Here is a 22,506-nt window from a genome sequence, read left to right as displayed (position 1 = left end):
TCCGGGCGATTCCCGCGTTATGCAGCCTGATGCGCCAGAATAGCGGCCTCTGGCGCGCTGAGGCCGCGCCGCGCGAAGCTGCCATAGCTGTGCGGCTCATGCTCCAGCGCGGGGAAGCGGGCCAGAAGGCGCCGGCGGTCCGATGCGGCCAGCGTGGAGGGGGCGGTGCTGGCTGGATGGAAGCTTTCTGTTTCGAGGCCGTTGGCCCAGACAATCTGATGGCGTGGCAAAAGCAGGTGGATATAGGTCACTTCGCGCAGCGTGAGATCGACATTGATACTGCCGGAGTTGATCAGATCCTTGGCCGACACCAGCACTTCGGGCGTGTTGAACAGCGCGCGAGCCACATCCCCCTTGACCAGCATCCGATGCTCGGGCGAGACCAGCAGCTGCGCATCGGGGCAATCGCTGCCCAGCGCACCGGCGCGGATGCGAACCGGGCGCAGTTTTGGCATCGCAAAGAGACGTGCGCCGGTCATGTGACGGCTGCCGATCCATTGAATCTCCTCAGCGCCGTTATCCTTGGTCTGGATGCGGTCGCCCTCGCGCAGATCCTCGACCAGACGCGCGCCGTCCGGCGTTTTGATCCGCGTGCCCGGTGTGAAGCAGATGACACCGCCCGACGCGGGGCCGGTCGCGGCAGCATGCGCACCCTCCAGCGTATGATGGACGACCCACATTTCAGTATCGCGCGGCGGGATTGCACCGACGAACATCAGCAAGGGCGGCGCGCCTGAGCCCACCAAGATAACCGTGACAGTGTAGGTTTCCCTGCCATTGGTCACGACAAAGCTGCTGTCCGGCATGTGATCGTCACCGTCGACGCTGGGCAGGTAGCGGGTGCCCGCAATCGCCGCACCGACAAGACGGCGCACCATTCTGGCCGCGCTTTTGCGGTCGATGCCATATCCGTTCGTATTTTCCAGCCGCAAAAGCTCGGACGGTCCGTCGACCCGTACCGGGCTGCCCTGCCAGCGCCACGTGGCGCCAACGGCAATCTGCTCGACCCTGTCGGGCGCGATGCCGTCCACTTCGGTCTGCGACCATGAAATGACGAACGTGCCACGAAAGCCCGTTGCCATGCCTGTTTATCCTGCCTCAGTCGTTTTTTTATTAACTGGAAGATAACAAAAAACGCGCAGAGTTGGAAGGTACGGGCGGGCTGTCTGACGAAAATCTGATCAGGAGACGTAATGATCCCACAGTTTGATCTGAGGAAAGGATGTGAAGCAGCGTTTTGCGGCGTCGGATTATGACTAAAGAAAGAGGGTGGATGCGGTTTGAGGCGTTAGCAGACGCGTTTCCGATCCTGCGCGTCTTTCGCCGGGCGCTATTCCGCGTCGGCAGGAATGCGCTGCTGCTGGCGCCGGTTATCGCCGCAGGCTGGGCGTTTCTGCGTTTTGTCCGTCAGCAGTCAGCTTGCGCATCCAGAATTGAAGTGGGTGGTCTGACTCGCAGTCCGAATCAATATCTTTCCAGCGAAAACTGGCGACGGCGCCGGGTAGTGGCGCATATCCGCGCGCGCGCCAGAAGGCATCAAGTGGGGCGTAGGCTGGCGGTTTCATCGGATGATCCGCAGGCCGCTGAACGCTGCAAAACACAGAGATTGAGCGCCCCAGAGCGCGTGCGTGCGCCTCCCGCTGATCAAAGAAGGCGTGGCCGACGCCGCGCCCGCGATATTCAGGCAGCAGAACCGATTCGGCGCAGTAGAAGATATCCGTCAGCGCCATGTTCTGATCGGCGAATGCGGCGGCAAAATCATCCGCGTGATCCTCAAGCGGCGCACCGGTGGAGGCACCGACCAGGCGTGCGCCGTCAAATGCACCGACAAGGATCGCATCGGGGCTATCACGGTAGGTTTGCAGATAGCGGCGCTCGTAGTCCAGATCGCCGTCATATAGATATGGGTAGCCGCGAAAAACCGTCATCCGCAACTGCGCCACGTCATCCAGCGCCGCATCAAGCGCGGCGCCGGACAGGATGCGAAGCTCGGGCTTGGCAGTTGTCATCAGGACACCTGATTGATCCAGTCGGACAGGTTGTAATAGGTGGTGATGCGGGTGATCAGCCCATCCTTGAGCGTGAAAAACGTACCGGCGGGCAGTTTGTAGGTCTGGCCGTCCGCTTCGGGCAGGCCCTCATCCGTCTTCAAATACGTTCCGCTGACCACGAATTCGGCGGCCGCGCGGGTTCCGTCCTCGGACGTGAACAGCACCATGTCCGACAGTTCCTCGCGATAGCTTTCTTCCATGTGGGCACAAAAATCGCGAAACATGTCCTTGCCCCGGCGTGTGCCGCCCTCGTTGACGTGGTGGACGATATCGTCGGACAGGCAGGCAAGCATGCCCTCGGTGTCGCCGATGTTGAAGGCGTCGAAATAATGCTTGATGGTCTCGCTCATGTGTTCTCTCCTCGGGGGTCGCCCCAGCGTTCGGTCATATGCGCCAGAATCTGGTCGCGGGATTGGCGGTAAGCGGTCATTTTGGCGGCGCGGGTTTCACCCAGGCCGGTAGGATCCATAATCGGCCAGTACAGCACGTCAAGATGATAGATCCGCGTCAACTCCAGCGCGCGGCGCTGGCTGGCGGGGCTGAGCGCCACGACCATGTCGAACGACCCCAGATCGTCGCCCCACTGTTCCATCTCGTCAAAGCTGCGCACGCGGTGGCGCGACAATTCGACCCCGATTTCCTTGCAGACGGCGATGGAGAACCCGTCAATGTCCTGATCGGATTTCACCCCCGCCGACTGCACATAAGTGCCGGTGCCGTAGAGTTTTTTCATGATCCCTTCGGCCATGGGGGACCGTACTGCGTTGTAATCGCAACAAAACAGCACCGACTGAGGAAGCGGGGCCGCCATAGCCCTAGCTGCCAAAATGCAGCACGCAGATCAGCGTGAACAGACGGCGCGCGGTGTCGTTGTCGATGCCGGCCTTGCCTTCCAGCCGCTCCTCAAGGATGCGCGCACCCTCGTTGTGAATGCCGCGGCGGGCCATGTCGATCGTCTCGATCTGGCTGGGCGACATGTTTTTGACCGCGTCGAAATAGCTTTCGCAGATGGCCCAGTAATCCTTGACTACCTGCCGGAACGGGCTGAGCGATAGGTGGAATTCGGCCGCCGGGTCTGCTGCTTCGGTGGTGACGGTGAAGACCAGCCGTTTGTCGCGGATCGACAGGCCCACGCGATAGGGGCCGCCCGGCACCGCGCGCCCCTCGCGGGGCGGCAGGGTGAAGGTGTTTTGCTCCATCAGGTCGAACATGGCGACTTTGCGCTCCTGCTCGATCTCGGGGGTGGGCGCGGGCAGGTTTGCGTCGTCCAGTTCGATATGGCTGATATGGCTCATGGGGGCGTCTTTCGCAGGTCGTATTGCATTAGCAGTAGCGCGGCGGGCGCCGCGCCGCAATGCCCCTACCCGTTCAGCCGGTCAAGCCGCGCGCGCACCGACAGGCCATGCGCCTCAAGGCTTTCGGATTTTGCCAGCGTTTCGGCGGCGGGGCCGGTCGCGCGCAGGGCGTCGGGTGTCATGCGCGCCAGCGTCGTGCGTTTCAGAAAATCCAGTACGCCCAGCCCCGATGAGAACCGGGCCGAGCGCGCGGTGGGCAACACGTGGTTTGGCCCGCCGACATAATCGCCGATCGCCTCGGGCGTCCATTGGCCCAGGAAAATAGCGCCGGCATGGGTGATTTCTGCGCTGAGGGCGTCGACATCCGCAACGCATAGTTCCAGATGTTCGGGCGCGATACGGTTTGACAGCTGCGCCGCGATGGCCAGATCCGGCACCGTGATGATCGCGCCAAAGTCGCGCCAGCTGGCGCCAGCGATGGCGCGCCGCTCCAGCGTTTGCAGGCGGGCGTTGATCGCATCGGCCACCTTCTGGCCAAATGCCGCATCGGTAGTGATCAGGATCGACTGCGCGCTGGCGTCATGTTCGGCCTGGCTGAGCATGTCCAGCGCGATCCAGTCCGGGTCGTTATCCGCGTCCGCAATCACCAGAATCTCGGACGGTCCGGCGATCATGTCGATGCCGACCTTGCCGAAAACGCGCCGTTTGGCGGCGGCGACATAGGCGTTGCCGGGGCCGGTAATCTTGTCCACCGGGGAGATGGTTTCGGTGCCGTAGGCCAGCGCGGCTACCGCCTGTGCGCCCCCGATGCGGTAGATTTCATCGACGCCCGCGATCTGCGCTGCGGCCAGCACGGCAGGGTTCAGCGCGCCGTCCGGTGTGGGCACCACCATGGCAAGGCGCGCCACCCCGGCCACCTTGGCCGGGATCGCGTTCATCAGCACCGACGAGGGATAGGTCGCCGTGCCGCCCGGCACATAGAGCCCGGCGGCATCCACCGGCGTCCAGCGCCAGCCCAGCGTCGCGCCCGCCTCGTCCGTCCAGCTGTCATCATGGGGCATCTGGCGCGCGTGATAGGCGCGGATGCGGCTGGCGGCCAGCTCCAGCGCGGCGCGCACATCGGGCGCCACCTGATCTGCGGCGACGGCTACCTCGGCGGCAGTCAGGCGCATGGTGTCGGGCGTCAGCGTGATACGGTCAAACTGCTGGGTCAGGTAGATCACCGCCGCATCACCGCGCTGGCGCACGTCGGCGATGATCGCAGCCACGGTGTCATCCACATCGGGGCTATCCTCGCGCTTGGCCGTCAGCAGCGCGGTAAAGTCCGCCTCGAAATCAGGGGCGGCATGGTCAAGGAAACGGGGCATTGCAGGCTCCTTGCGGGAATGTCAGGTCTGATCGGGATGGCGCGGCGTTTTGCCCGATGGGGCGATATAGGGGCGCGTGACATCCTTGAGCGTGACCTCCAGCGCCTCCACTTCCAGCCGGATGGCGCCATCGCCCGCCAGCGTCAGCAGGAGGTGACCGGACCCATCCTCGCCCGGTTCGAACGTGATGCTGAGCAGTGACAGGATCAGATCCTTGTCGGTGCGGTCAATGCCCTGCGTGGCAACGCGCAGCACGCAATCAATGACCAGCAGCGCCTGAACCCGTTCGGGCGCGTGGCTGGCTGCACCCTCCTCCCAACGGAAGCGGTTCAGCAGCAGCGCAAAGCGCCGCGCGCCGGGCCGCCAGGTCATTTCGGTGGCCGGAAACACCGAATCCTGGGCAAGGCTGGAAATGATCTGCAAATCATCCACATCCAGCGCCCCAAGGTTCAGCGCCGCCTCGCGTGCATCCTCAAATCTGGCATCGTTGGTCATTGGCCCGGCACCCGTTCGATAATGGCGCCCACGGCGCGCAGCTTTTCCTCGACATGCTCATAGCCGCGATCCAGATGGTAGACGCGGTTTACAATCGTGTCGCCCTCGGCGGCCAGCCCGGCCAGAATGAGCGATACGGAGGCGCGCAGATCGGTCGCCATGACCGGCGCGCCCTTGAGCCGGGCAACGCCCTTGACCGTGGCAACGCCGCCATGCACGTCAATATCGGCGCCCATTCGGATCAGCTCGGGCGCGTGCATGAAACGGTTTTCAAAAATCGTTTCTTCCAGAACCGACGTGCCGTTTGCGGTACACATCAGCGCCATGAACTGCGCTTGCAAATCGGTCGGGAAGCCGGGGAACGGCGCCGTTGCCACATCCACGGCGCGGATATCGCCGTTCTTGCGCGCGACGGTCAGACCTTCGGGCGTTTCGGTCACGGACACGCCCGCCGCGTCCAGCTTTTCGCAAAACGCCTCCAGCAGATTGATCCGCCCGCCAAGGCACGTCACCTCGCCGCCGCAGATCGCGGGGGCCAGCATATAGGTGCCCAGTTCAATCCGGTCGGTGACCACGGGGTGGGTGGCGCCGTGCAAGCGGTCGACGCCCTGAATGGTGATGGTATCGGTGCCGTCACCCTCGATCTGCGCGCCCATGCGGCGCAGGCAAGTGGCCAGATCGACGATCTCGGGCTCGCGCGCGGCCCCTTTCAGCACGGTGGTGCCCTTGGCCAGCGTGGCGGCCATCAATGCGTTTTCGGTGGCGCCGACCGACACGATGGGAAATTCGAACGTGCCGCCCTTCAGCCCGCCCGGCGCCTTTGCATGCACGTACCCCTCGCGCAGCTCCAGCTCGGCGCCCATCGCCTCCAGCGCTTTCAGATGCAGATCGACCGGGCGCGCGCCAATGGCGCAGCCGCCGGGCAGCGACACCTCGGCATGACCGAATCGCGCCAGAAGCGGACCCAGCACCAGAATGGATGCGCGCATCTTGCGTACGATGTCGTAATCGGCCCGCTGGCTGGTCAGCGCATGGGACGACATGGCAATCACCTGCCCGCCCTGTAGCGTCGACACCTCGGCACCCAGCGATCCCAGCAGCGCCGACATGGTGCGGATATCGCTCAGCCGCGGCGCGTTGGTCAGCGTCAGCGGCTCATCACTCAGCAGCGTGGCAGGCATCAGCGTCAGACACGCGTTCTTCGCCCCCGCGATGGGAATCGTTCCGCTCAGCGGGCCGTTCCCCGTGACGATAATGCTGTCCATATGCGCCTGTCTTTCCGTTTTCTTGAAGTCTAAAGGTTATTTCCAGGCACATACACGGGCGCTTTGATTCACCCAGCACCCGCCGACGCGGATCAGTTTGCCCAGCGGGTTATGCGCATGATTTGCGCCCGGCTCGCCGTTCCAGTACCCGTCGGCCTGCGCCTGCGCGCCGACCCGCACATTGGCAAAATAGGTGAAATTCGACATGGCGTCGAAAATCTTGAAGCTGCCGCCACCTTGCGGGACGAAATGGCATCGCCCTTGGATCAGGATGTTCCCATCCGCCTCGAAGTAGCAAAATGCGGGGCTGGCCTGCTGGGCGCTGGCCGCGCCTGCCACAATCGCAAGCACGAAAGCTGTCAAATATTTCACGCGTCATCGCCTTTTTTCACGGCCGCCTTACCCTCGCCCCGGCCGCGCGCCTGCGCCTTGCGGCGGGCCAGATTGGCCTTCAGCGCCTGCTTCAGCCGGTCCTCGCGCGGATTGCCCTTGGGTTTGGGCTGTTTGGGGGTATCGCCATCTGTCATGGTGCTTCTCTACATGAGGCATGGCGGCGGGTCCAGATAAGGCTTGCACGTCGCTGAATAAGCGTCTAATCAGCGCCCGATTGCTGTGGTAGCTCAGTGGCAGAGCACACCCTTGGTAAGGGTGAGGTCGAGAGTTCAATTCTCTCTCACAGCACCATTTCCCCCGAAAGCTTGTATCGAATTCCATCGCTCGGCGGGCGCCGCTTGCCGTCCGCAGTGTGGGATCGCCTGTGTCGCGCCCCCGCCTGCTGCGGTTTGAATTCAGCCGCGGCACCACCTCGCTCTTTGCGCCGTACCTGGGCCTTGGCGCGGGTGGGCTGCGGCGCTATCACCGGGCTTCGTCCAGCAAAGGGAACCACGCCATGACCGCAGCCGCCGACCGTATCGCCCAAACACTCGCAACCGACATTGGCGCGCGCGCCGAGCAGGTCACCGCCACCATTGCGTTGCTGGACGGGGGCGATACCGTGCCATTTGTCGCCCGCTACCGCAAAGAGGCGACGGGCGGTCTGGACGACGCGCAGCTGCGCCTGCTGGCCGAGCGGCTGACATATCTGCGCGATCTGGAAAAACGCCGCGCCACGATTCTGGCGGAAATCACCGCGCAGGGCAAAATCACCGATCCGCTGGCGCGCGCCATCGCCGCGGCGGATACCAAATCGACGCTTGAGGATCTGTATCTGCCGTTCAAACCCAAGCGCCGGACCAAAGCGATGATCGCGCGCGAAAACGGGTTGGAGCCGCTGCTGCGCGCGATCCTGTCCGATCGCGCGACCGACCCGGCAACCTTGGTCGGCGACTATCTGTCCGAGACGGTGCCGACTGCCAAGGACGCCCTGACCGGGGCGCGCGATATTCTGGCCGAGGAACTGGGTGAAAATGCCGCGCTTCTGGGGCGCCTGCGGCACTTCATGCAGCAGGACGCGCTGATCACCGCGCGCGTCAACAAAGGCAAGGAAGAGGCCGGCGCGAAGTTTTCCGACTATTTCGACCACAGCGAAAAATGGGCGACGATCCCCGCGCATCGTGCGCTGGCCATCCTGCGCGCCGCCAAGGAGGATATCGTTACGGTCGATATCGTCCCCGAGCCTGACGCAGGTCTGCCCCGCGTCATTGGGATGATCGCCGCCGAAATCGGCATTCCGGGGCAGGCTGCGGGCGACAAATGGCTGCATGATGCCGCCGCCTGGACGTGGAAGATCAAGCTGAGCGGCACCATGTTCATGGACCTGCTGACCGATCTGCGCCGGCGCGCCCATGCCACCGCGATCGAGGTGTTCGCGCGCAACCTCAAGGATCTGCTGCTGGCCGCGCCTGCGGGCGCGCGCGCCACGCTGGGGCTTGATCCGGGCATACGGACGGGCTGCAAGATTGCCGTGGTCGACCAGACCGGCAAGCTGATCGACACCGCGACGATCCATCCGTTTCAACCGCGCAACGATCTGCGCGGCGCCGAGGAAACGCTGCTGCATCTGATCCGCAAGCATGACGTCGCGCTGATCGCCATCGGCAACGGCACCGCCAGCCGCGAGACGGACAGGCTGGTTGCGGACGTGCTGAAACGTCTGCCCGCAGGCGCCCCGCGCCCGACCCCGGTGATCGTGTCCGAGGCCGGCGCCTCGGTCTATTCCGCGTCCGAGCTGGCGTCGAAGGAATTTCCCGATATCGACGTGTCGATCCGCGGCGCGGTGTCCATCGCGCGGCGCTTGCAGGACCCGCTGGCCGAGCTGGTCAAGATCGAGCCGCAGGCGATTGGCGTCGGCCAGTACCAGCATGACGTGGACCAGCGCCAGTTGGCGCAATCGCTGGCCGCTGTCGTCGAGGATGCGGTGAACGCAGTTGGCGTCGATCTGAACATGGCCTCTGCGCCGCTTCTGGCGCATATCGCGGGGCTGGGGCCGTCGCTGGCGCAGAATATCGTGGCGCATCGCGATGAAAACGGTGCCTTTGCCACCCGCAAGGCGCTGCTCAAGGTTGCGGGGCTTGGCCCCAAGGCGTTCCAGCAATGCGCGGGCTTTTTGCGAATCACCGGCGGCGCCGAGCCGCTGGATGCCTCGTCGGTCCATCCCGAAGCCTATGGCGTGGCGCGCCGGATCGTGCAGGCTTGCGGGCGTGACGTGCGCGCGATCATGGAGGGTAGCGGCGCCCTGTCTGGCCTGAAGCCCGAGCAATTCGTCACGGGTGATTTCGGCTTGCCCACAGTGCGCGATATTCTGGCCGAGCTGGAAAAGCCCGGCCGCGATCCGCGCCCGGCGTTCAAGACGGCAACATTTGCCGATGGCATCGACAGTATCACCGATCTGAAACCCGGCATGTCGCTGGAGGGGACGGTAACCAATGTCGCGGCGTTCGGCGCGTTTGTCGATATTGGCGTGCATCAGGACGGGCTGGTGCATGTCAGCCAGCTGGCCGACCGGTTCGTCAAGGACCCTCACGAGGTGGTCAAGGCCGGCGATGTGGTGCGCGTCCGCGTGACCGAAGTCGACGTCGCCCGCAAGCGGATCGGCCTGACCATGCGCAAGGATAACAGCGGGCAGAATACAGACGGCGCCGGCCGCACGGCCAAGCCTGCGCGCGGCGGCAAATCTGCATCCTCTGCCGCCCCCAAGGGTGCGGCGACCAGCGAGGGCGCGCTGGGTTCCGCCCTCGCCGAGGCACTGAAACGCCAGCCGCGCAGTTAAGGCGCGGCTGATCGGGGCAGAAGCACACGATGCGGCGCTTCTGCCTCAGGTCGCGGGTGGCCTACTCGGCCAGCCCCAGCATCTTCTTTTGATCGTTGGCCCATTTCAGGATCGTCAGATCAAAGGTCAGCGCCATGAGTGACACACAGATGCCAAGGACAAAGTTCTTGCCCATGTCCGTCCCCGCAAGGGTGCGCTGCAATTCCTGCCCCAAATCCTGCGTGCCGATGAACGCCGCGATGATGACCATGAAGAACGCGAACATGATCGCCTGGTTGAACCCTACCGCCATGGTCGGAAGGGCCAGCGGCAGCTGAACCTTCCACAGCTTTTGCATCTTGGTGGCGCCAGACATATCAGCCGCTTCGGTCATTTCCTCCGGCACCGTGCGCAGCCCCTCGATGGTGTATCGCGTCAGCGGCACCATTGCGAAGATCAGGATCGAAAAGATCACAGCGACGTCGGTGATGCCGAACAGCATGATCGCGGGTATCAGATAAATAAAGCTGGGAAAGGTCTGCGCGGTATCACAGGCCAGCAGCACCCGGCGCGACCACTTTTCGCTGCGCGACGCCATGATACCCAAAGGCAGGCCAAAAATCAGCGCCAACGTCACCGCCGAAATCACCGAGTAAAGCGTGATAACGGACCGGTCCCACCAGCCCGACAGCGCCACAAGGCTGAAAAACAATGCCGCCAGGAACGCCTGCTTGCGCCCGCCCAGCCACATCGCAAAGGCCGTGACGATCAGGATAAAGGCAGGTGTCGGAATGCTGAGCATGAAGTTACGGAAAGGGATCAGCACCTTGACGTTCAGCACATAGCGGATCGAATCCGTTATCGCATTGACCCAGCTCAGCGCCAGAAACCCCTTCATCAGGTCGTCGATTTCGCTGCCCATGCTGAAATTCTGCTTGCGTCCGATATCGGTCGCAATTTCGACAAACTGGCCGACAATGCAAAAGAAGGCAAACGCGCCGATACCCGTCAAAAGCAGGATGTGCCGCTTCCACCATGGCGTTCCGCGTTTGAAATGTTCGGGCTGTTTGATCACCCACGCCTTGGACATGCGGTCCAGCATGATGGCGATCAGAACGATTGTAACGCCAATCTCGAACGAGCGGCCCAGCTTGAAACTGCCCATCATCGCCAGCAGCTTTGCCCCCAGACCCGGCATGCCGATGAATGCGGTCAGAACCACCATTGCAAGGCTCAGCATGATGACCTGATTGACGCCAACCAAAATCTCGCGCCGGGCCGAGGGCAGATAAACGCGCCGCAGTAACTGCCAACGTGTGCATCCGCTCATGTGGCCGGCCTCGACCACCTCATGCGGCACTTTTTGTAGGCCGAGTGTGGTCATCAGGATCATCGGCGGGATCGCGTAAATCGTGGTGGCCACCGCGCCCGCCGTTGGCCCGACCTTGAAAAAGATGACGGCCGGCAGAAGGTATGTGAAAAACGGCAGCGTCTGGAGAACGGACAGCACCGGCTTGATCGCCCGGCTGACCCACGCGTATCGCCATGCGGCTATCCCGACGGTGAGGCCGATGACAAATGCCAGCGGCGCCGCCACGACCAGAACCGACGCGGTCTGCATCGCGATTTTCCACTGGCCGATCAGCGCGGTCCAGACAAACACCCCCCCGCCCAAAAGCGCCATGCGCCACCCGCCAAGGTAGTAGCCCACCACGGCGGCGACCGCGGCAATGGCTGTCCACGGGATCGGCCCCAGGAACGGCCAGCGGCGCTGCCCGAAAAGCAGGTTCGCGGTCGCGTCCAGAATCAGCTCCAACCCATCGGTCAGGAACCGCGTCAGGGCCAGAAGGCCCAGATCATCCTTGATGAAATTGAACCCGATATCCAGCCAATGCGCAAAGGGCGGAATCATCGCCTCCGGAAGGCGGTGCAGCGCGGCCGGCAGGGCGCCGACATAGTGCATGATTGTCAGCACCACAGCGACGAGGACCATGATCAGCGCAATGCGCGGGCGGGTCAATGCCGGGCCGGGTGCGGCGGTGTCAGTGGTCAGGACCGCCATCAGGTGGCTCCCACAAGGATGTCGAGCGCGTCACTGCGCCGGAACGCGCCAAGGCTTAGGCCGTCGCGCACCACCGGGATCGCATCGCGCGTATCCTGCACCAAGAGCTGCGCCAGATCGTGAACCGTAGCGCCGGCATCGACCGGCTGGCCCGTGCCTGCCAGATCCGGCTTGGCCAGCACACTGGCATGAACGACGCGGGCCTTGTCGATATCCTCGGTAAACTTGCGGACATATTCGGTGGCAGGATGCAGAACGATCTGATCGGGCGTATCGCATTGTTCCACCGCGCCGTTTTTCATAATGGCGATGCGGTCTGCAAGGCGCAGCGCCTCGTCGAAATCGTGGGTGATGAAAACGATGGTCTTTGCCAGCATCGCCTGAAGCCGCAGGAATTCATCCTGCATTTCGCGCCGGATCAGCGGATCAAGCGCGCCAAACGGTTCGTCCAGAAACCAGATATCAGGCTCGATGGCGAGGCTGCGGGCGATGCCGACGCGCTGCTGCTGGCCGCCCGACAGCTCGCGCGGGAAATAATCCTCGCGGCCCTCCAGGCCGACCAGCTTGATCACCTCCAACGCGCGCTCGCGGCGTTTGTGGCGGTCCTGGCCCCGCATTTCCAGCGGAAAGGCGACATTGTCCAGAACGGTGCGGTGCGGCAGCAGGCCAAAGGATTGAAACACCATGCCCATTTTCGAGCGGCGCAGTTCGATCAGCTCACGCTCCGACAGCGACATGATGTCCTGCCCTTCGACGGTGATGGTGCCGCCGGTGATGTCATGCAGGCGGCTGAAACACCGCACCAGCGTTGATTTGCCCGACCCTGACAGGCCCATGATCACCAACATCTCGCCGCGGTGAACATCGATGCTGACATCCTTGACGCCGGCGATGTACCCGTCCGCGCGAATTTCCTCATAGCCGCGCCCGATGGGCAAGGTGGCAAGGTATGTCTTGGGGTCGCGGCCGAACAGTTTCCAGACATTCTGGCAAGAGATGACGGGCGTATCTTGGGTCATGGAGGCTCCTGGGGCAAATTGGCCCCGTCCGAGGAATTCGGGCGGGGCCAGAGAAGGTTTCAGATGTCAGTCAGCCAGATCAGTTGATCCAAGGCTGCCACACGTCTGCGTTCGCTTCCAGCCACTCGGCGGCGGCCTCCTCGGGTTCCATATCCTCGACGTCGACCAGTTTGGCCATTTCCGCGATCTGCGGGTTGGTAAAGGAGATTTTGGTCAACGTTTCAAACGCGCCAGGCCATTTTTCTTCCATGCCTTCCCAAGCGGCCTTCTTCAGGTAGCCGTCTGCCGGGTTGCCGCAATCATACAGCGCATCGGGGTTCGGCCCCACGGCCGGGTCCGTATCGCAGCCCTCTTCCCATTCAGGGAATTCGACAAATTCACCCGGCCACACGGCCTCGGCAAAGTTTGGCGTCCAGTTGAACACCACGATCGGTTTCTTTTCCGCCTCGGCGGCGCCGATTGTGGCCCAAAGGGCCGCGGCGCTTCCCGCGTTGATCACGGTAAAGTTCATGTCCAGCGCCTCGACCCGCTCCTTGCCGTGCTTGAGCCAGTCCACCGGTCCGTCCAGATAGCGGCCCTTGTCGCCCGTCTCGACCGTGGCGAAAACCTCGGCGCAGTCGTTCAACGCTTCCCAGCTGGGCAGGCCGGGGCATGCCTCTTTGGTCCACATCGGATACCACCAATCCTCGCGGGTGACCGCATCATGGTCGCCCGCATCGACGATACCGCCCTTTTCCATCGCGGCACGGTAGGACGCGCCAAACGCGCCTTCCCATACTTCCATTTCAAGCGTGACGTCGCCCAATCGGATCGACTCGTAGACGGCCTGGCTGTCTGTGGTGACGTATTCGACGTAGTTGCCACGCTCCTGAAGGATCTGGCCGACCACGTTGGACATGACAATTTGCGATGACCAGTTGTGGATCGGAATTACGATGGGATCCTGGCTGTCTTCCGCCATGACCGCGATAGGCGCGCACGTCATCAGGGCGGCCGCGAGGGCCGTAGTGGTGTATTTCATTCTAGTCTCCCAATTGGCGCCGCTTTTTTTTCCGCGGCGTCAGTGGCCCCCATTGATTGGACGCCGTTTCATTTTCTTTCGCCCGGCGGGGCGGTTTTCACGCCTACCCATTGAACCCGGACCGGACGGCCAGTGTTGCACGTCTTCACTCAGGGTCAAGTTTTTTTCTGGGAAACCTGCATATCTTTGCGTCAGATCAATTTTCCATGGCTGAAATGACGCCGAATCACCCGAATCCTCCAATTAGCTTTATTACTGGGCTTCAAAGTTCTTGCCCTGTCAGTAAACATCCCTTTAATCTGACTGTATCCTCAGCGGCAGCGAGACGGCCCGCACCGCGCGGAATATTGTCGTTTGATACATCGGAAAGATGAATGAACATTGAAAAGATCACGCCCGCCCGCGCAGCCAAACTGACCCAGGATCCTCACCGCTCTCCCAAGGAGGACCGCGAAAACGTTCTGGAAATCGCGATTGGACGCGAACTGCGGGCGCACCGACGCAAGCAGGAGATCACCGTTGCAGAGCTTTCGAACCGGACCGGGCTAAGCATCGGCATGCTGTCCAAGATCGAGAACGGCAACACGTCGCCATCGCTGACCACCCTGCAAACGTTGGCCAATGCGCTACGCGTGCCGATCACAGGGTTTTTCCGCCGCTTCGAGGAAACGCGCGAATTCATGCACACCAAATCCGGCGAAGGCGTGGAGATGGAGCGTGCCGGCACGCGTGCCGGGCATCAGTATAATCTGCTGGGCCACATTGGATCGAACGGATCTGGCGTGATCGTCGAGCCGTATCTGATCACCCTTACACATATGTCCGATATGTTTCCGACCTTTCAACACGGCGGAATCGAGACGATCTATATGCTTGAGGGCGCCGTCGAGTATCGGCACGGCGATTCGGTCGTTCTGCTACAGCCGGGCGACACGCTGTTTTTTGACGCCGACGCGCCGCACGGGCCCGAACGGCTGGTGACCCTGCCCTGCCGCTATCTGTCGATCATCAGCTACCCGCAGACCACGTGATGCCACCATCATAACGCAAAAGAGCGGGCCGATTGGCCCGCTCTTGCGTAAAGGTCTGCGCTGCTGGTCAGATGTCCAGCGTGTTGTCGCGCTCCCACTGGGTGAAGTGGGTCATGTAGCTGTCCCACTCGCGATGCTTCAGCTTGAGGAACGATTTCGAGAATTCGTCGCCCAAGGTTTCTGTCAGCTGGGTATCCGCCTCGAAGCTGCGCAATCCGTCCAGCATGTTCTGCGGCAGTTTTGCAGGCTCGACCACCTTGTCGGCATCGACCACGCGGTCCATGTCATGGGTGTCGCCGGGATCAATCTTGTTGCGGACACCATCAAGGCCCGCCGCCATGATCACGGCCGGCATCAGATAGGGGTTTGTCGCGCCATCGGGCAGGCGCAGTTCCATGCGGCCGCCGCCGGGGACGCGCACCAGATGGACGCGGTTGTCGCCCGCCCATGTGATGTCCTTGGGCGCCCAGGTTGCGCCGGATGCGGTGCTGGGGGCGCCGATGCGCTTGTAGCTGTTGACGGTTGGGCAGCAGATGATGGTCATGCCGGTGCCGTGCTTCAGGATACCGCCAAGGAAATGCGCAGCCGTTTCAGACAGGCCATGACGGCCGGCAGGCGTGTCGCCCGATCCGGCAAACAGGTTTGTCTTGGCGTCCTTGCCGGTGCCGTCCCATGCGGAGATATGTGCGTGCAGGCCGTTGCCTGTCAGCGTCGGCAGCGGCTTGGGCATGAAGCTGGCGCGCATGCCGTGCTTTTCGGCGACATATTTGACCATGAACTTGAAGAAGCTCAGCTGGTCGGCCATGCGCAGGACATCGTCGAAATCCCAGTTCATTTCCCACTGGCCGTTTGCGTCCTCGTGGTCGGCCTGGTAGCAACCCCAGCCCATTTCCAGCATGTATTCGCTGACTTCGTTGATGATGTGATAGTTCCGCATCATCGACTGCTGGTCGTAGCAAGGCTTTGTGCGGCAATCCAGCTGATCGGCCACGGCGGTGCCATCGGGATTGAGCAGCGAAAACTCGGGCTCGACGCCGATTTTGAAGTGCAGACCCAGCTCGGCGGCGTCAGCGATCTGCTTGCGCAGAACGTTGCGCGGCGCCTGCGCGGAGTATTCATTCTGCATGACGGGGTTACCGGGAACCCATGCCAGATCCTTTTGCCACGGCACCTGAACCACGGCATCTGCATCGGGCATCACCAGCATGTCGGGATGGGCCGGCGTGTAGTCCATTCCGCCCGCGAAACCGGCGAAACCGGCACCGCCCTTTTGCATGCGGCCAATCGCGCGAATGGGCACCAGCTTGGTCCGCTGCATGCCCAGAATGTCGGTGAAATTCACCATGAATTGCTTGATGCCGCGTTCTTTGCCCCAGCTTTCAAGATTGATTTTGGAGTCTTGAACAAGTTGATCTGTTGTCATGTTCGTGTGTCCCTGTGGTTCGTTTCTTGATGTGATCATGGCAAAAGGGGCGCGACACAAAGTGCGCGCCCCCAAGGCCGGATTTCGTTTAATAGCTGGTGCCGGGCTTGCCGGGATACCACTGCGTTCCTGCCAATGGAATCTTGGTCATTGCAGCAGCTTCCATGGTCAGCGACACCAGATCCTCGGGCTCGAGGTTGTGCAGGTGGTTGTGGCCACACGCACGCGCGATTGTCTGCGCCTCCAGCGTCATCACCTTGAGGAAGTTGTTCAGGTGACGGCCGCCCGCGATGGGATCAAAGCGCTTCATCAGCTCGGGGTCCTGCGTGGTGATACCCGCCGGGTCCTTGCCCTCATGCCAGTCGTCATAGGCGCCCGCCGTGGTGCCAAGCGCGTTGTACTCGGCCTCCCACTGGGGGTCATTGTCGCCCAGTGCGATCATGGCAGCCGTACCGATGGCAACCGCGTCCGCGCCCAGGGCAAGTGCCTTGGCCACATCCGCGCCGCCGCGGATACCGCCCGAGACGACCAGTTGCACTTCGCGGTGCAGGTCCATGTCCTGAAGGGCGCGAACCGCTTCGGGGATGCAGGCGATGATCGGCAGACCGACATGTTCGATGAACACGTCCTGCGTTGCGGCGGTGCCGCCCTGCATGCCGTCCAGAACGACCACGTCCGCACCGGCCTTGATCGCCAGCATGGTGTCGAAATAGGGGCGTGTGCCACCGATCTTGACGTAGATCGGCTTTTCCCACGCGGTGATTTCGCGCAGTTCCATGATCTTGATTTCCAGATCATCGGGGCCGGTCCAGTCAGGGTGACGGCAGGCGCTGCGCTGGTCGATGCCCTTGGGCAGGTTCCGCATCTGTGCAACGCGGTCGCTGATCTTCTGGCCCAGCAGCATGCCGCCGCCGCCGGGCTTGGCGCCCTGGCCAACCACGACTTCGATGGCGTCGCAGCGACGCAGGTCATCGGGGTTCATGCCGTAACGCGAGGGCAGGACCTGATAGACCAGCTTGGTGGAGTGGCCGCGCTCTTCTTCTGTCATGCCGCCGTCGCCGGTGGTTGTTGACGTGCCGGCCATGGAGGCGCCGCGGCCCAGTGCCTCTTTGGCGGGGCCCGAAAGCGCGCCAAAGGACATGCCCGCGATCGTCACCGGGATATCCAGCTCGATCGGCTTCTTGGCAAATCGGGTGCCCAACGTAACCTTGGTGTCGCACTTCTCGCGGTAGCCTTCGAGGGCGTAGCGCGAAATGGAGGCGCCAAGGAACAGCAGGTCATCGAAATGCGGCAACTTGCGCTTGGAGCCACCACCACGGATGTCGTAGATGCCGGTGGCCGCAGCGCGGCGGATTTCTGCGTTTGTCGGGTTAGAGAACGTGGCCGACTGAATCGGAACCGTGTGCGGAACGCCGTGTTTATCGTCTTTCATGTCAGCCCCTTAATATGCGTTGTCGATGTCGAAGTTATACAGCTTACGGGCCGAGCCGTAGCGCTTGAACTCTTCGGGTTTTGCGTCGCATTCGCCGCGCTCCAGCAGATCCTTGAGGATTTCCAGATGCTCGGGGCGCATTTCTTTTTCAATGCAGTCCGCGCCCAGCGACTTGACCGAGCCGCGCACGAACAGGCGCGCCTCGTAGATGCTGTCGCCCAGCGCATCGCCGGCATCGCCGCAGACAACCAGGTTGCCCGACTGTGCCATGAATGCGCTCATGTGGCCGACATTGCCGTGAACGATGATGTCAACGCCCTTCATCGAGATACCGCAGCGCGAGCTGGCGTTACCCTTGATGATCAGCGTGCCGCCATTGGCGGTCGCGCCGGCGTACTGGCTGGCGTCGCCTTCGATGATGACCGTACCGCTCATCATGTTTTCGGCCACGCCGGGGCCGGCAGAGCCGTGCACATGCACGGTCGCCTGCTTGTTCATACCGGCGCAATAGTAACCGGTAGAGCCTTTGACGTTCACTTCGATAGGGGCGTCCAGACCGACTGCAATGGCATGGCTGCCCTTGGCATTCACGATTTCCCATGCGGTCTGGTTCGTCTCGGCGGACTGCGCCTGAAGTGCAGCGTTCAGGTTGCGCAGACCCTGCGCTTCAAGATCAAAAGTTTGCATTATGCTGCCTTCTCTGTAGCGGTCGGAGCGTGGTCGTGGCTCCAGAAATAGACGGTTGCGGGCTCGGGCTCCCACACGCGGGCGTAGTCGATGCCGGGCAGGTTGACGAACGCGCGGTATTCACTGGCGAAGGCAACGTACTGATCGGTTTCGGCCATGACAGCCGGCTTGCACGCGATCGGGTCACGCACGACGCCAAAGCCGTCCTTGGTGCCGACGACGAAGTTGAAGAAGCCGTCAAGATCGTCAATCGCCGATGCCAGCGCCTCGCCCAGTGTCGAGCCGTTCTGCATCTTCCATGTGACGTAGGCGGCACCGACTTCGGTGTCGTTCTCGGTCTCGATGCGCATGCCGGCCTTGCGCAGCTTGCGGCGCAGGCTGGCGTGGTTCGACAGCGATCCGTTATGCACCAGGCACTGGTCGCGGCCGGTGTTGAACGGGTGCGCGCCCATTGTGGTCACGGCCGATTCGGTCGCCATGCGTGTGTGGCCGATTCCGTGGCTGCCGGACATCGAGGAGATGTCAAAACGTGCCGCGACGTTTTTCGGCAGACCGACTTCCTTGTAGATTTCCAGCGATTCGCCGGTGCTCATGATGCGCACTTCGGGGCGGATATTCGCCAGAACGGTGCGTCCGGCTGCGGCCCATGCTGTGTCGATTTCGATCACGGCGTGCGTGTCATTGACACGAACGGTCACTTCGCCGCCCAGTGCCTTTTGCATGTCCTTGTCCAGACCGTCGTAATCGCGGTCGGGGTGATCGGACTGCACGGTCAGCTTGACCTTGCCTTTGTGTTCGGTGCCATAAATGGCGATGCCCGCGCTATCGGGGCCACGATCCGTCATCGTGATCAGCATTTCCGTCAGCATCCGGCCCAAATTAGGCTCAAGCGACGTGTCCTTCAAAAAAAGTCCTACGATCCCGCACATCTGTTGTGATCCTTCCTGTGATATCGATTCTACCGTTAGCAGAAAAGCCGTGTTCGCTCAACTACCAAGAAACAAATTTTCATCTAAGGCAAGTCCTGTTTTCAGTTATTTGCCTCGTAAAAACCGCCCCAAAGAGGGGCGGCCTTGGATTTTCAAGTGATTTTAATGGGATACGAAATCACAGGTGGAATATCTGGTTTGAGATGATCACCACGGCCAGACCAGCGGCCAGCGTGATGTAGGGCAGCATTCCTGCCTTGCGCTGCGACAGGTCGGTGTTGCCGCCCACCGACAGATCCTCCAGCATCTTGGCGGGGAACTGGCCCTTGTCGGTGACGTAGTGGCGATACCAGAACACCGGCAGGATCAGCGCGATGGCGATGACAGCCGAGCGCAGCGTGCCCTCCCCCCAGACATTGGCGCCTGCGCCCAGCAGCATCGCGTTGACGAAGGCCAGCGTGCCACCGATCCACAGCATGATGGTGGGGGCGCGCCAGGGGCGGGTGGCGTTGGCGTTGTCGATCCGGTGCAGCCAGCCTGAATGCAGGTTCAGGAAGTTGAATACCAGATAGCAGCAGTTCGACACCGCCAGAACGAACAGGTAATCCGACATCAGCAGCAGGATCAGGTTGAACCCCAGATCCGACCACATGCCAGCCACCGGCGCGCCATGCTCATTCGTGCGCGACAGGAATTTGGGCAACCAACCATCGACTGACCCCTGATAGAGCGTCCGCGACGATCCGGCCATCGACGTCATGATTGCCAGCACCAGCGCCAGGAACAGCATCACAACCATGATCTTGGCGATGATGCTGCCGCCGCCGACCATACCGGCCATCACGCCAGCCACGGCAGACCCGTCCACGATGCCCGGCTCAAGCATGCCGTCAACACCCAGAACACCCTGAAAGCTGAGCGGAACCAGGGTGTAGATCACCACGCAGACCACGCCCGCAGCAATGATCGCGCGCACGGTGTCGCGCTGCGGATCCTTGAACTCGCTGGTGTAGCAGATCGCCGTTTCAAACGCATAGGCAGACCATGCAGCGATGAACAGCCCCCCCAGGAACAGCGTCGTGCCCTCGATATTCCATTCGCCGGAAATGGGCGTCAGCGGCAGCAGGTTTTCTGTCAGAACGTCGCCGGTCAGCAGCGGCACAAGGCCGACGATCAGCAGCGGGATCAGAACCGCCAGACCGATGATCGACTGCAATTTGGCCGCCGCCGAGATGCCCTTGTGCTGGGCGATGAACACACACAGCAGGATGGCCGAGCCGACAATCGACGTCGCGTTGATGCGCAAGGTCAGGCCCGCGTTCAGAAAATCAAGCGGCAGTAGCGTAATCTCCCAGCTGTTGACGGCCGATTCGGCCCCGAACAGCGAGGTCAGCACATACCCGGCCGCCAATCCGCCGCCGATGGCCAGAACAGGCGTCCAGGCCAGCCAGTTACACCACACCGACAGCGGCGCGATCACCTTGGAATAGCGCACCCACGCCGCGGCGCCATAGATCGACGCGCCGCCCGATTTGTTGGGGAAAAGGCCCGCGATTTCGGCGTAGACAAACGCCTGCATGAATCCGAAGGACACCGACAGCATCCAGATCACCCATGACGGGTTACCGATTGTCGCCGCGATTCCGCCGATCGAAAACAGCACCAGCGCCGGCACGCCCGAGGCCATCCAGAATGCGTCTTTCCAGCCGATTGCCCTTTGCAGGCTGACTCCGCTGCCGTCACTTGATTGCGCCATCCGCACATCTCCCTTGTTGGTTTTCCTGCATTGCGGACAGGTTGCCCGGCAGGAATATATTATTATTGGTGCGGCATTGGGCCGCGTTTTTTGCGCTGTGTCAATTACGCAGACGCGCATGGGCGACCGAATCAGCCCCGTCCGCCGGATCGGTGCGAGCCGGATGCGCGCTAATCCCCAATTTTTGCTGGTGGGAAAAAATATTGCACGGCGTTGTTGCTTTTTGAAATTCCCTGTTGCTGAATGAGTGATCGAATTACGTTTGTGACAACAGGGGGCCACATCATGGCAATAATCTGGAGACATTCCGCACTGGCACATCGCCACGCCGAAATCGGCGGCGAGCTGGAGGATTGGAACGGCATGGGAACCGCGTGGTACTATGACCACAGCGAAGAGCGCGCGAATGCCGACTATGAGACCGTCCGCACCAAGGCCGGACTGATGGACGTGTCGGGTCTGAAAAAGGTGCATCTGACCGGCCCCGATGCCGCCCACGTCATCGACCGCACCACCACCCGCAACGTCGAAAAGCTGATGCCGGGCCGCGCGGTCTATGCCGCGATGCTGAACGAGCGCGGCATGTTCATCGACGACTGCGTGATTTATCGCCTGTCGGTCAATACATGGCTGGTCGTGCATGGCACCGGCACGGGCATGGAGATGATGACATCCGTTGCGGCGGGCAAGAACGTTGCGATCACCTTTGACGACGATCTGCACGACATTTCGCTGCAAGGCCCCGTTGCGGTCGATTTCCTGGCCGATCATGTGCCCGGCATCCGCGATCTGGCCTATTTCGGCATCATGCAGACCAAACTGTTCGGCTGCCCCGTGATGATCTCGCGCACCGGCTATACCGGCGAGCGCGGGTACGAGATTTTCTGCCAGAAGAAACACGTGGTCGAGCTGTGGGACCAGATCCTGGCAGGCGGCAAGGATATGGGCATCCGCCCGGTGCAGTTCAGCACGCTGGACCGCCTGCGCACCGAATCCTACCTGCTGTTCTTCCCAGGCGACAACTCGGAAACCTATCCGCATGAAAACGGCGATCCGGCAGGCGACACCCTGTGGGAGCTGGGGCTGGAATTTGTCGTCTCCCCCGGCAAGACCGGCTTTATCGGCGCCGAAAACCACTATGCGCTGGAAGGCCGCGAGCGGTTCAAGATCTACGGCGTCCAGCTGGAAGGTGACACACCCGCCGATGAGGGCGCGGACCTGCTGCAGGACGGCGAAAAGGTCGGCACTGTCACATTCGGCATGGTGTCCAAGGTCAACAACCACAATGTCGGCATCGCCCGCATGCCTGTTGCCGCCGCCAAGCCCGGCACCAAGCTGACCGTGCGCAACGCGGACGGCACCGAAATCCCGGCGGTCGCCGCGGAAATGCCCTTCTATGACAAGGACAAGAAAGTTCGCACGGCCAAGGGCTGATAATATATAAAAACGTGCGCGGCGGGCAGCGGACCCGCCGCGTACCAACAAA

General features: G+C 62.0%; 21 protein-coding genes and 1 tRNA gene. 4 read left to right on the top strand and 18 right to left on the bottom strand.

All coding sequences use genetic code 11. The features are described from left to right. Window positions 1–17 precede the first annotated feature (17 nt). The 10 genes from DQ230_RS07770 to DQ230_RS17240 form a co-directional block, all read right to left on the bottom strand. On the bottom strand, window positions 18–1,082 hold the full coding sequence (locus DQ230_RS07770; RefSeq protein ID WP_113912014.1) for a Hint domain-containing protein: 1,065 nt from the start codon (window positions 1,080–1,082) through the stop codon (window positions 18–20). Window positions 1,083–1,370: 288 nt separating this feature from the next. Continuing rightward, a complete protein-coding gene (locus tag DQ230_RS07765) occupies window positions 1,371–2,009 on the bottom strand; it encodes a GNAT family N-acetyltransferase (protein WP_113912013.1) in 639 nt (212 codons plus the stop codon). After that, the gene (locus DQ230_RS07760) at window positions 2,009–2,401 is read right to left on the bottom strand and encodes a ketosteroid isomerase-related protein (protein ID WP_113912012.1); all 393 of its coding nucleotides are present in this window, start codon (window positions 2,399–2,401) and stop codon (window positions 2,009–2,011) included. The genes DQ230_RS07765 and DQ230_RS07760 overlap by 1 nt, the downstream gene beginning before the upstream one ends. Then, window positions 2,398–2,862, bottom strand: a complete 465-nt coding sequence (locus tag DQ230_RS07755; RefSeq protein ID WP_113912011.1) for an arsenate-mycothiol transferase ArsC — start codon at window positions 2,860–2,862, stop codon at window positions 2,398–2,400. Before DQ230_RS07755 ends, DQ230_RS07760 begins: the two co-directional genes overlap by 4 nt. Before the next feature lie 4 nt (window positions 2,863–2,866). Continuing rightward, window positions 2,867–3,346 carry a UPF0262 family protein gene (locus DQ230_RS07750; protein ID WP_113912010.1) on the bottom strand — a complete coding sequence of 160 codons (480 nt, stop codon included), beginning with the start codon at window positions 3,344–3,346 and terminating at the stop codon, window positions 2,867–2,869. Between the two features lie 65 nt (window positions 3,347–3,411). Beyond that, window positions 3,412–4,713 carry a histidinol dehydrogenase gene (gene hisD / locus DQ230_RS07745; protein WP_113912009.1) on the bottom strand — a complete coding sequence of 434 codons (1,302 nt, stop codon included), beginning with the start codon at window positions 4,711–4,713 and terminating at the stop codon, window positions 3,412–3,414. A gap of 21 nt (window positions 4,714–4,734) precedes the next feature. Then, window positions 4,735–5,208 (bottom strand): DUF2948 family protein, encoded by a 474-nt coding sequence (locus tag DQ230_RS07740; RefSeq protein ID WP_113912008.1) that lies wholly within the window; start codon window positions 5,206–5,208, stop codon window positions 4,735–4,737. Then, window positions 5,205–6,473, bottom strand: coding sequence for a UDP-N-acetylglucosamine 1-carboxyvinyltransferase (gene murA, locus DQ230_RS07735; RefSeq protein WP_113912007.1), 1,269 nt, complete (start codon window positions 6,471–6,473; stop codon window positions 5,205–5,207). The genes DQ230_RS07740 and murA overlap by 4 nt, the downstream gene beginning before the upstream one ends. A gap of 36 nt (window positions 6,474–6,509) precedes the next feature. Beyond that, window positions 6,510–6,845 carry a hypothetical protein gene (locus DQ230_RS07730; protein WP_113912006.1) on the bottom strand — a complete coding sequence of 112 codons (336 nt, stop codon included), beginning with the start codon at window positions 6,843–6,845 and terminating at the stop codon, window positions 6,510–6,512. After that, complete coding sequence (locus DQ230_RS17240; RefSeq protein WP_203228023.1) at window positions 6,842–7,000, bottom strand: hypothetical protein; 159 nt, start codon at window positions 6,998–7,000, stop codon at window positions 6,842–6,844. The genes DQ230_RS07730 and DQ230_RS17240 overlap by 4 nt, the downstream gene beginning before the upstream one ends. 82 nt (window positions 7,001–7,082) lie before the next feature. On the opposite strand from DQ230_RS17240, the gene DQ230_RS07725 reads away from it, so the two are divergent. Further along, a tRNA-Thr gene (locus tag DQ230_RS07725) sits at window positions 7,083–7,157 on the top strand. 205 nt (window positions 7,158–7,362) lie between these two features. Further along, window positions 7,363–9,681, top strand: coding sequence for a Tex family protein (locus tag DQ230_RS07720; protein WP_113912005.1), 2,319 nt, complete (start codon window positions 7,363–7,365; stop codon window positions 9,679–9,681). Between the two features lie 61 nt (window positions 9,682–9,742). On the opposite strand, the gene DQ230_RS07715 is transcribed toward DQ230_RS07720, so the two are convergent. The 3 genes from DQ230_RS07715 to DQ230_RS07705 all read right to left on the bottom strand — a co-directional run bounded on the left by DQ230_RS07715 (window position 9,743) and on the right by DQ230_RS07705 (window position 13,762). Continuing rightward, complete coding sequence (locus DQ230_RS07715) at window positions 9,743–11,722, bottom strand: ABC transporter permease (RefSeq protein WP_113912004.1); 1,980 nt, start codon at window positions 11,720–11,722, stop codon at window positions 9,743–9,745. Continuing rightward, window positions 11,722–12,741, bottom strand: coding sequence for a quaternary amine ABC transporter ATP-binding protein (locus DQ230_RS07710; RefSeq protein WP_113912003.1), 1,020 nt, complete (start codon window positions 12,739–12,741; stop codon window positions 11,722–11,724). Before DQ230_RS07710 ends, DQ230_RS07715 begins: the two co-directional genes overlap by 1 nt. Window positions 12,742–12,820: 79 nt before the next feature. Further along, window positions 12,821–13,762, bottom strand: coding sequence for an ABC transporter substrate-binding protein (locus DQ230_RS07705; protein WP_113912002.1), 942 nt, complete (start codon window positions 13,760–13,762; stop codon window positions 12,821–12,823). Between the two features lie 374 nt (window positions 13,763–14,136). On the opposite strand from DQ230_RS07705, the gene DQ230_RS07700 reads away from it, so the two are divergent. Further along, window positions 14,137–14,793, top strand: coding sequence for a helix-turn-helix domain-containing protein (locus tag DQ230_RS07700; protein ID WP_113912001.1), 657 nt, complete (start codon window positions 14,137–14,139; stop codon window positions 14,791–14,793). A gap of 67 nt (window positions 14,794–14,860) precedes the next feature. Here DQ230_RS07700 and glnT read toward each other — a convergent pair whose 3' ends face one another. The 5 genes from glnT to DQ230_RS07675 form a co-directional block, all read right to left on the bottom strand. After that, on the bottom strand, window positions 14,861–16,216 hold the full coding sequence (glnT, locus tag DQ230_RS07695) for a type III glutamate--ammonia ligase (RefSeq protein WP_113912000.1): 1,356 nt from the start codon (window positions 16,214–16,216) through the stop codon (window positions 14,861–14,863). A gap of 88 nt (window positions 16,217–16,304) precedes the next feature. After that, window positions 16,305–17,648: an FMN-binding glutamate synthase family protein gene (locus DQ230_RS07690; protein WP_113911999.1), complete on the bottom strand. Its 1,344-nt coding sequence runs from the start codon at window positions 17,646–17,648 to the stop codon at window positions 16,305–16,307. Window positions 17,649–17,657: 9 nt separating this feature from the next. Further along, entirely contained in the window at window positions 17,658–18,335 is a 678-nt protein-coding gene (locus DQ230_RS07685; RefSeq protein ID WP_113911998.1) for a GltB/FmdC/FwdC-like GXGXG domain-containing protein, read from the bottom strand. Next, window positions 18,335–19,264 (bottom strand): class II glutamine amidotransferase, encoded by a 930-nt coding sequence (locus tag DQ230_RS07680; protein WP_113911997.1) that lies wholly within the window; start codon window positions 19,262–19,264, stop codon window positions 18,335–18,337. Before DQ230_RS07680 ends, DQ230_RS07685 begins: the two co-directional genes overlap by 1 nt. A gap of 178 nt (window positions 19,265–19,442) precedes the next feature. Continuing rightward, a complete protein-coding gene (locus tag DQ230_RS07675; RefSeq protein ID WP_113911996.1) occupies window positions 19,443–21,020 on the bottom strand; it encodes a trimethylamine N-oxide permease in 1,578 nt (525 codons plus the stop codon). 285 nt (window positions 21,021–21,305) lie between these two features. Between DQ230_RS07675 and DQ230_RS07670 the strand changes: the two genes are divergently transcribed. Continuing rightward, the gene (locus DQ230_RS07670; protein ID WP_113911995.1) at window positions 21,306–22,454 is read left to right on the top strand and encodes an aminomethyl transferase family protein; all 1,149 of its coding nucleotides are present in this window, start codon (window positions 21,306–21,308) and stop codon (window positions 22,452–22,454) included. Window positions 22,455–22,506 lie beyond the last annotated feature (52 nt).

Source organism: Roseovarius dicentrarchi, from assembly GCF_003316635.1.
Lineage (GTDB): Bacteria > Pseudomonadota > Alphaproteobacteria > Rhodobacterales > Rhodobacteraceae > Roseovarius > Roseovarius dicentrarchi.
The sequence above is the reverse complement of the archived record's forward strand: the minus strand, read 5'-3'. Positions and strand labels throughout refer to the sequence as shown.

Coding starts and splice junctions, on each gene's coding strand:
- DQ230_RS07770 (WP_113912014.1), bottom strand. CDS start 1,082: ATGGCAACGGGCTTTCGTGGCACGTTCGTCATTTCATGGTCGCAGACC.
- DQ230_RS07765 (WP_113912013.1), bottom strand. CDS start 2,009: ATGACAACTGCCAAGCCCGAGCTTCGCATCCTGTCCGGCGCCGCGCTT.
- DQ230_RS07760 (WP_113912012.1), bottom strand. CDS start 2,401: ATGAGCGAGACCATCAAGCATTATTTCGACGCCTTCAACATCGGCGAC.
- DQ230_RS07755 (WP_113912011.1), bottom strand. CDS start 2,862: ATGGCGGCCCCGCTTCCTCAGTCGGTGCTGTTTTGTTGCGATTACAAC.
- DQ230_RS07750 (WP_113912010.1), bottom strand. CDS start 3,346: ATGAGCCATATCAGCCATATCGAACTGGACGACGCAAACCTGCCCGCG.
- hisD (WP_113912009.1), bottom strand. CDS start 4,713: ATGCCCCGTTTCCTTGACCATGCCGCCCCTGATTTCGAGGCGGACTTT.
- DQ230_RS07740 (WP_113912008.1), bottom strand. CDS start 5,208: ATGACCAACGATGCCAGATTTGAGGATGCACGCGAGGCGGCGCTGAAC.
- murA (WP_113912007.1), bottom strand. CDS start 6,473: ATGGACAGCATTATCGTCACGGGGAACGGCCCGCTGAGCGGAACGATT.
- DQ230_RS17240 (WP_203228023.1), bottom strand. CDS start 7,000: ATGACAGATGGCGATACCCCCAAACAGCCCAAACCCAAGGGCAATCCG.
- DQ230_RS07720 (WP_113912005.1), top strand. CDS start 7,363: ATGACCGCAGCCGCCGACCGTATCGCCCAAACACTCGCAACCGACATT.
- DQ230_RS07715 (WP_113912004.1), bottom strand. CDS start 11,722: ATGGCGGTCCTGACCACTGACACCGCCGCACCCGGCCCGGCATTGACC.
- DQ230_RS07710 (WP_113912003.1), bottom strand. CDS start 12,741: ATGACCCAAGATACGCCCGTCATCTCTTGCCAGAATGTCTGGAAACTG.
- DQ230_RS07705 (WP_113912002.1), bottom strand. CDS start 13,762: ATGAAATACACCACTACGGCCCTCGCGGCCGCCCTGATGACGTGCGCG.
- DQ230_RS07700 (WP_113912001.1), top strand. CDS start 14,137: ATGAACATTGAAAAGATCACGCCCGCCCGCGCAGCCAAACTGACCCAG.
- glnT (WP_113912000.1), bottom strand. CDS start 16,216: ATGACAACAGATCAACTTGTTCAAGACTCCAAAATCAATCTTGAAAGC.
- DQ230_RS07690 (WP_113911999.1), bottom strand. CDS start 17,648: ATGAAAGACGATAAACACGGCGTTCCGCACACGGTTCCGATTCAGTCG.
- DQ230_RS07685 (WP_113911998.1), bottom strand. CDS start 18,335: ATGCAAACTTTTGATCTTGAAGCGCAGGGTCTGCGCAACCTGAACGCT.
- DQ230_RS07680 (WP_113911997.1), bottom strand. CDS start 19,264: ATGTGCGGGATCGTAGGACTTTTTTTGAAGGACACGTCGCTTGAGCCT.
- DQ230_RS07675 (WP_113911996.1), bottom strand. CDS start 21,020: ATGGCGCAATCAAGTGACGGCAGCGGAGTCAGCCTGCAAAGGGCAATC.
- DQ230_RS07670 (WP_113911995.1), top strand. CDS start 21,306: ATGGCAATAATCTGGAGACATTCCGCACTGGCACATCGCCACGCCGAA.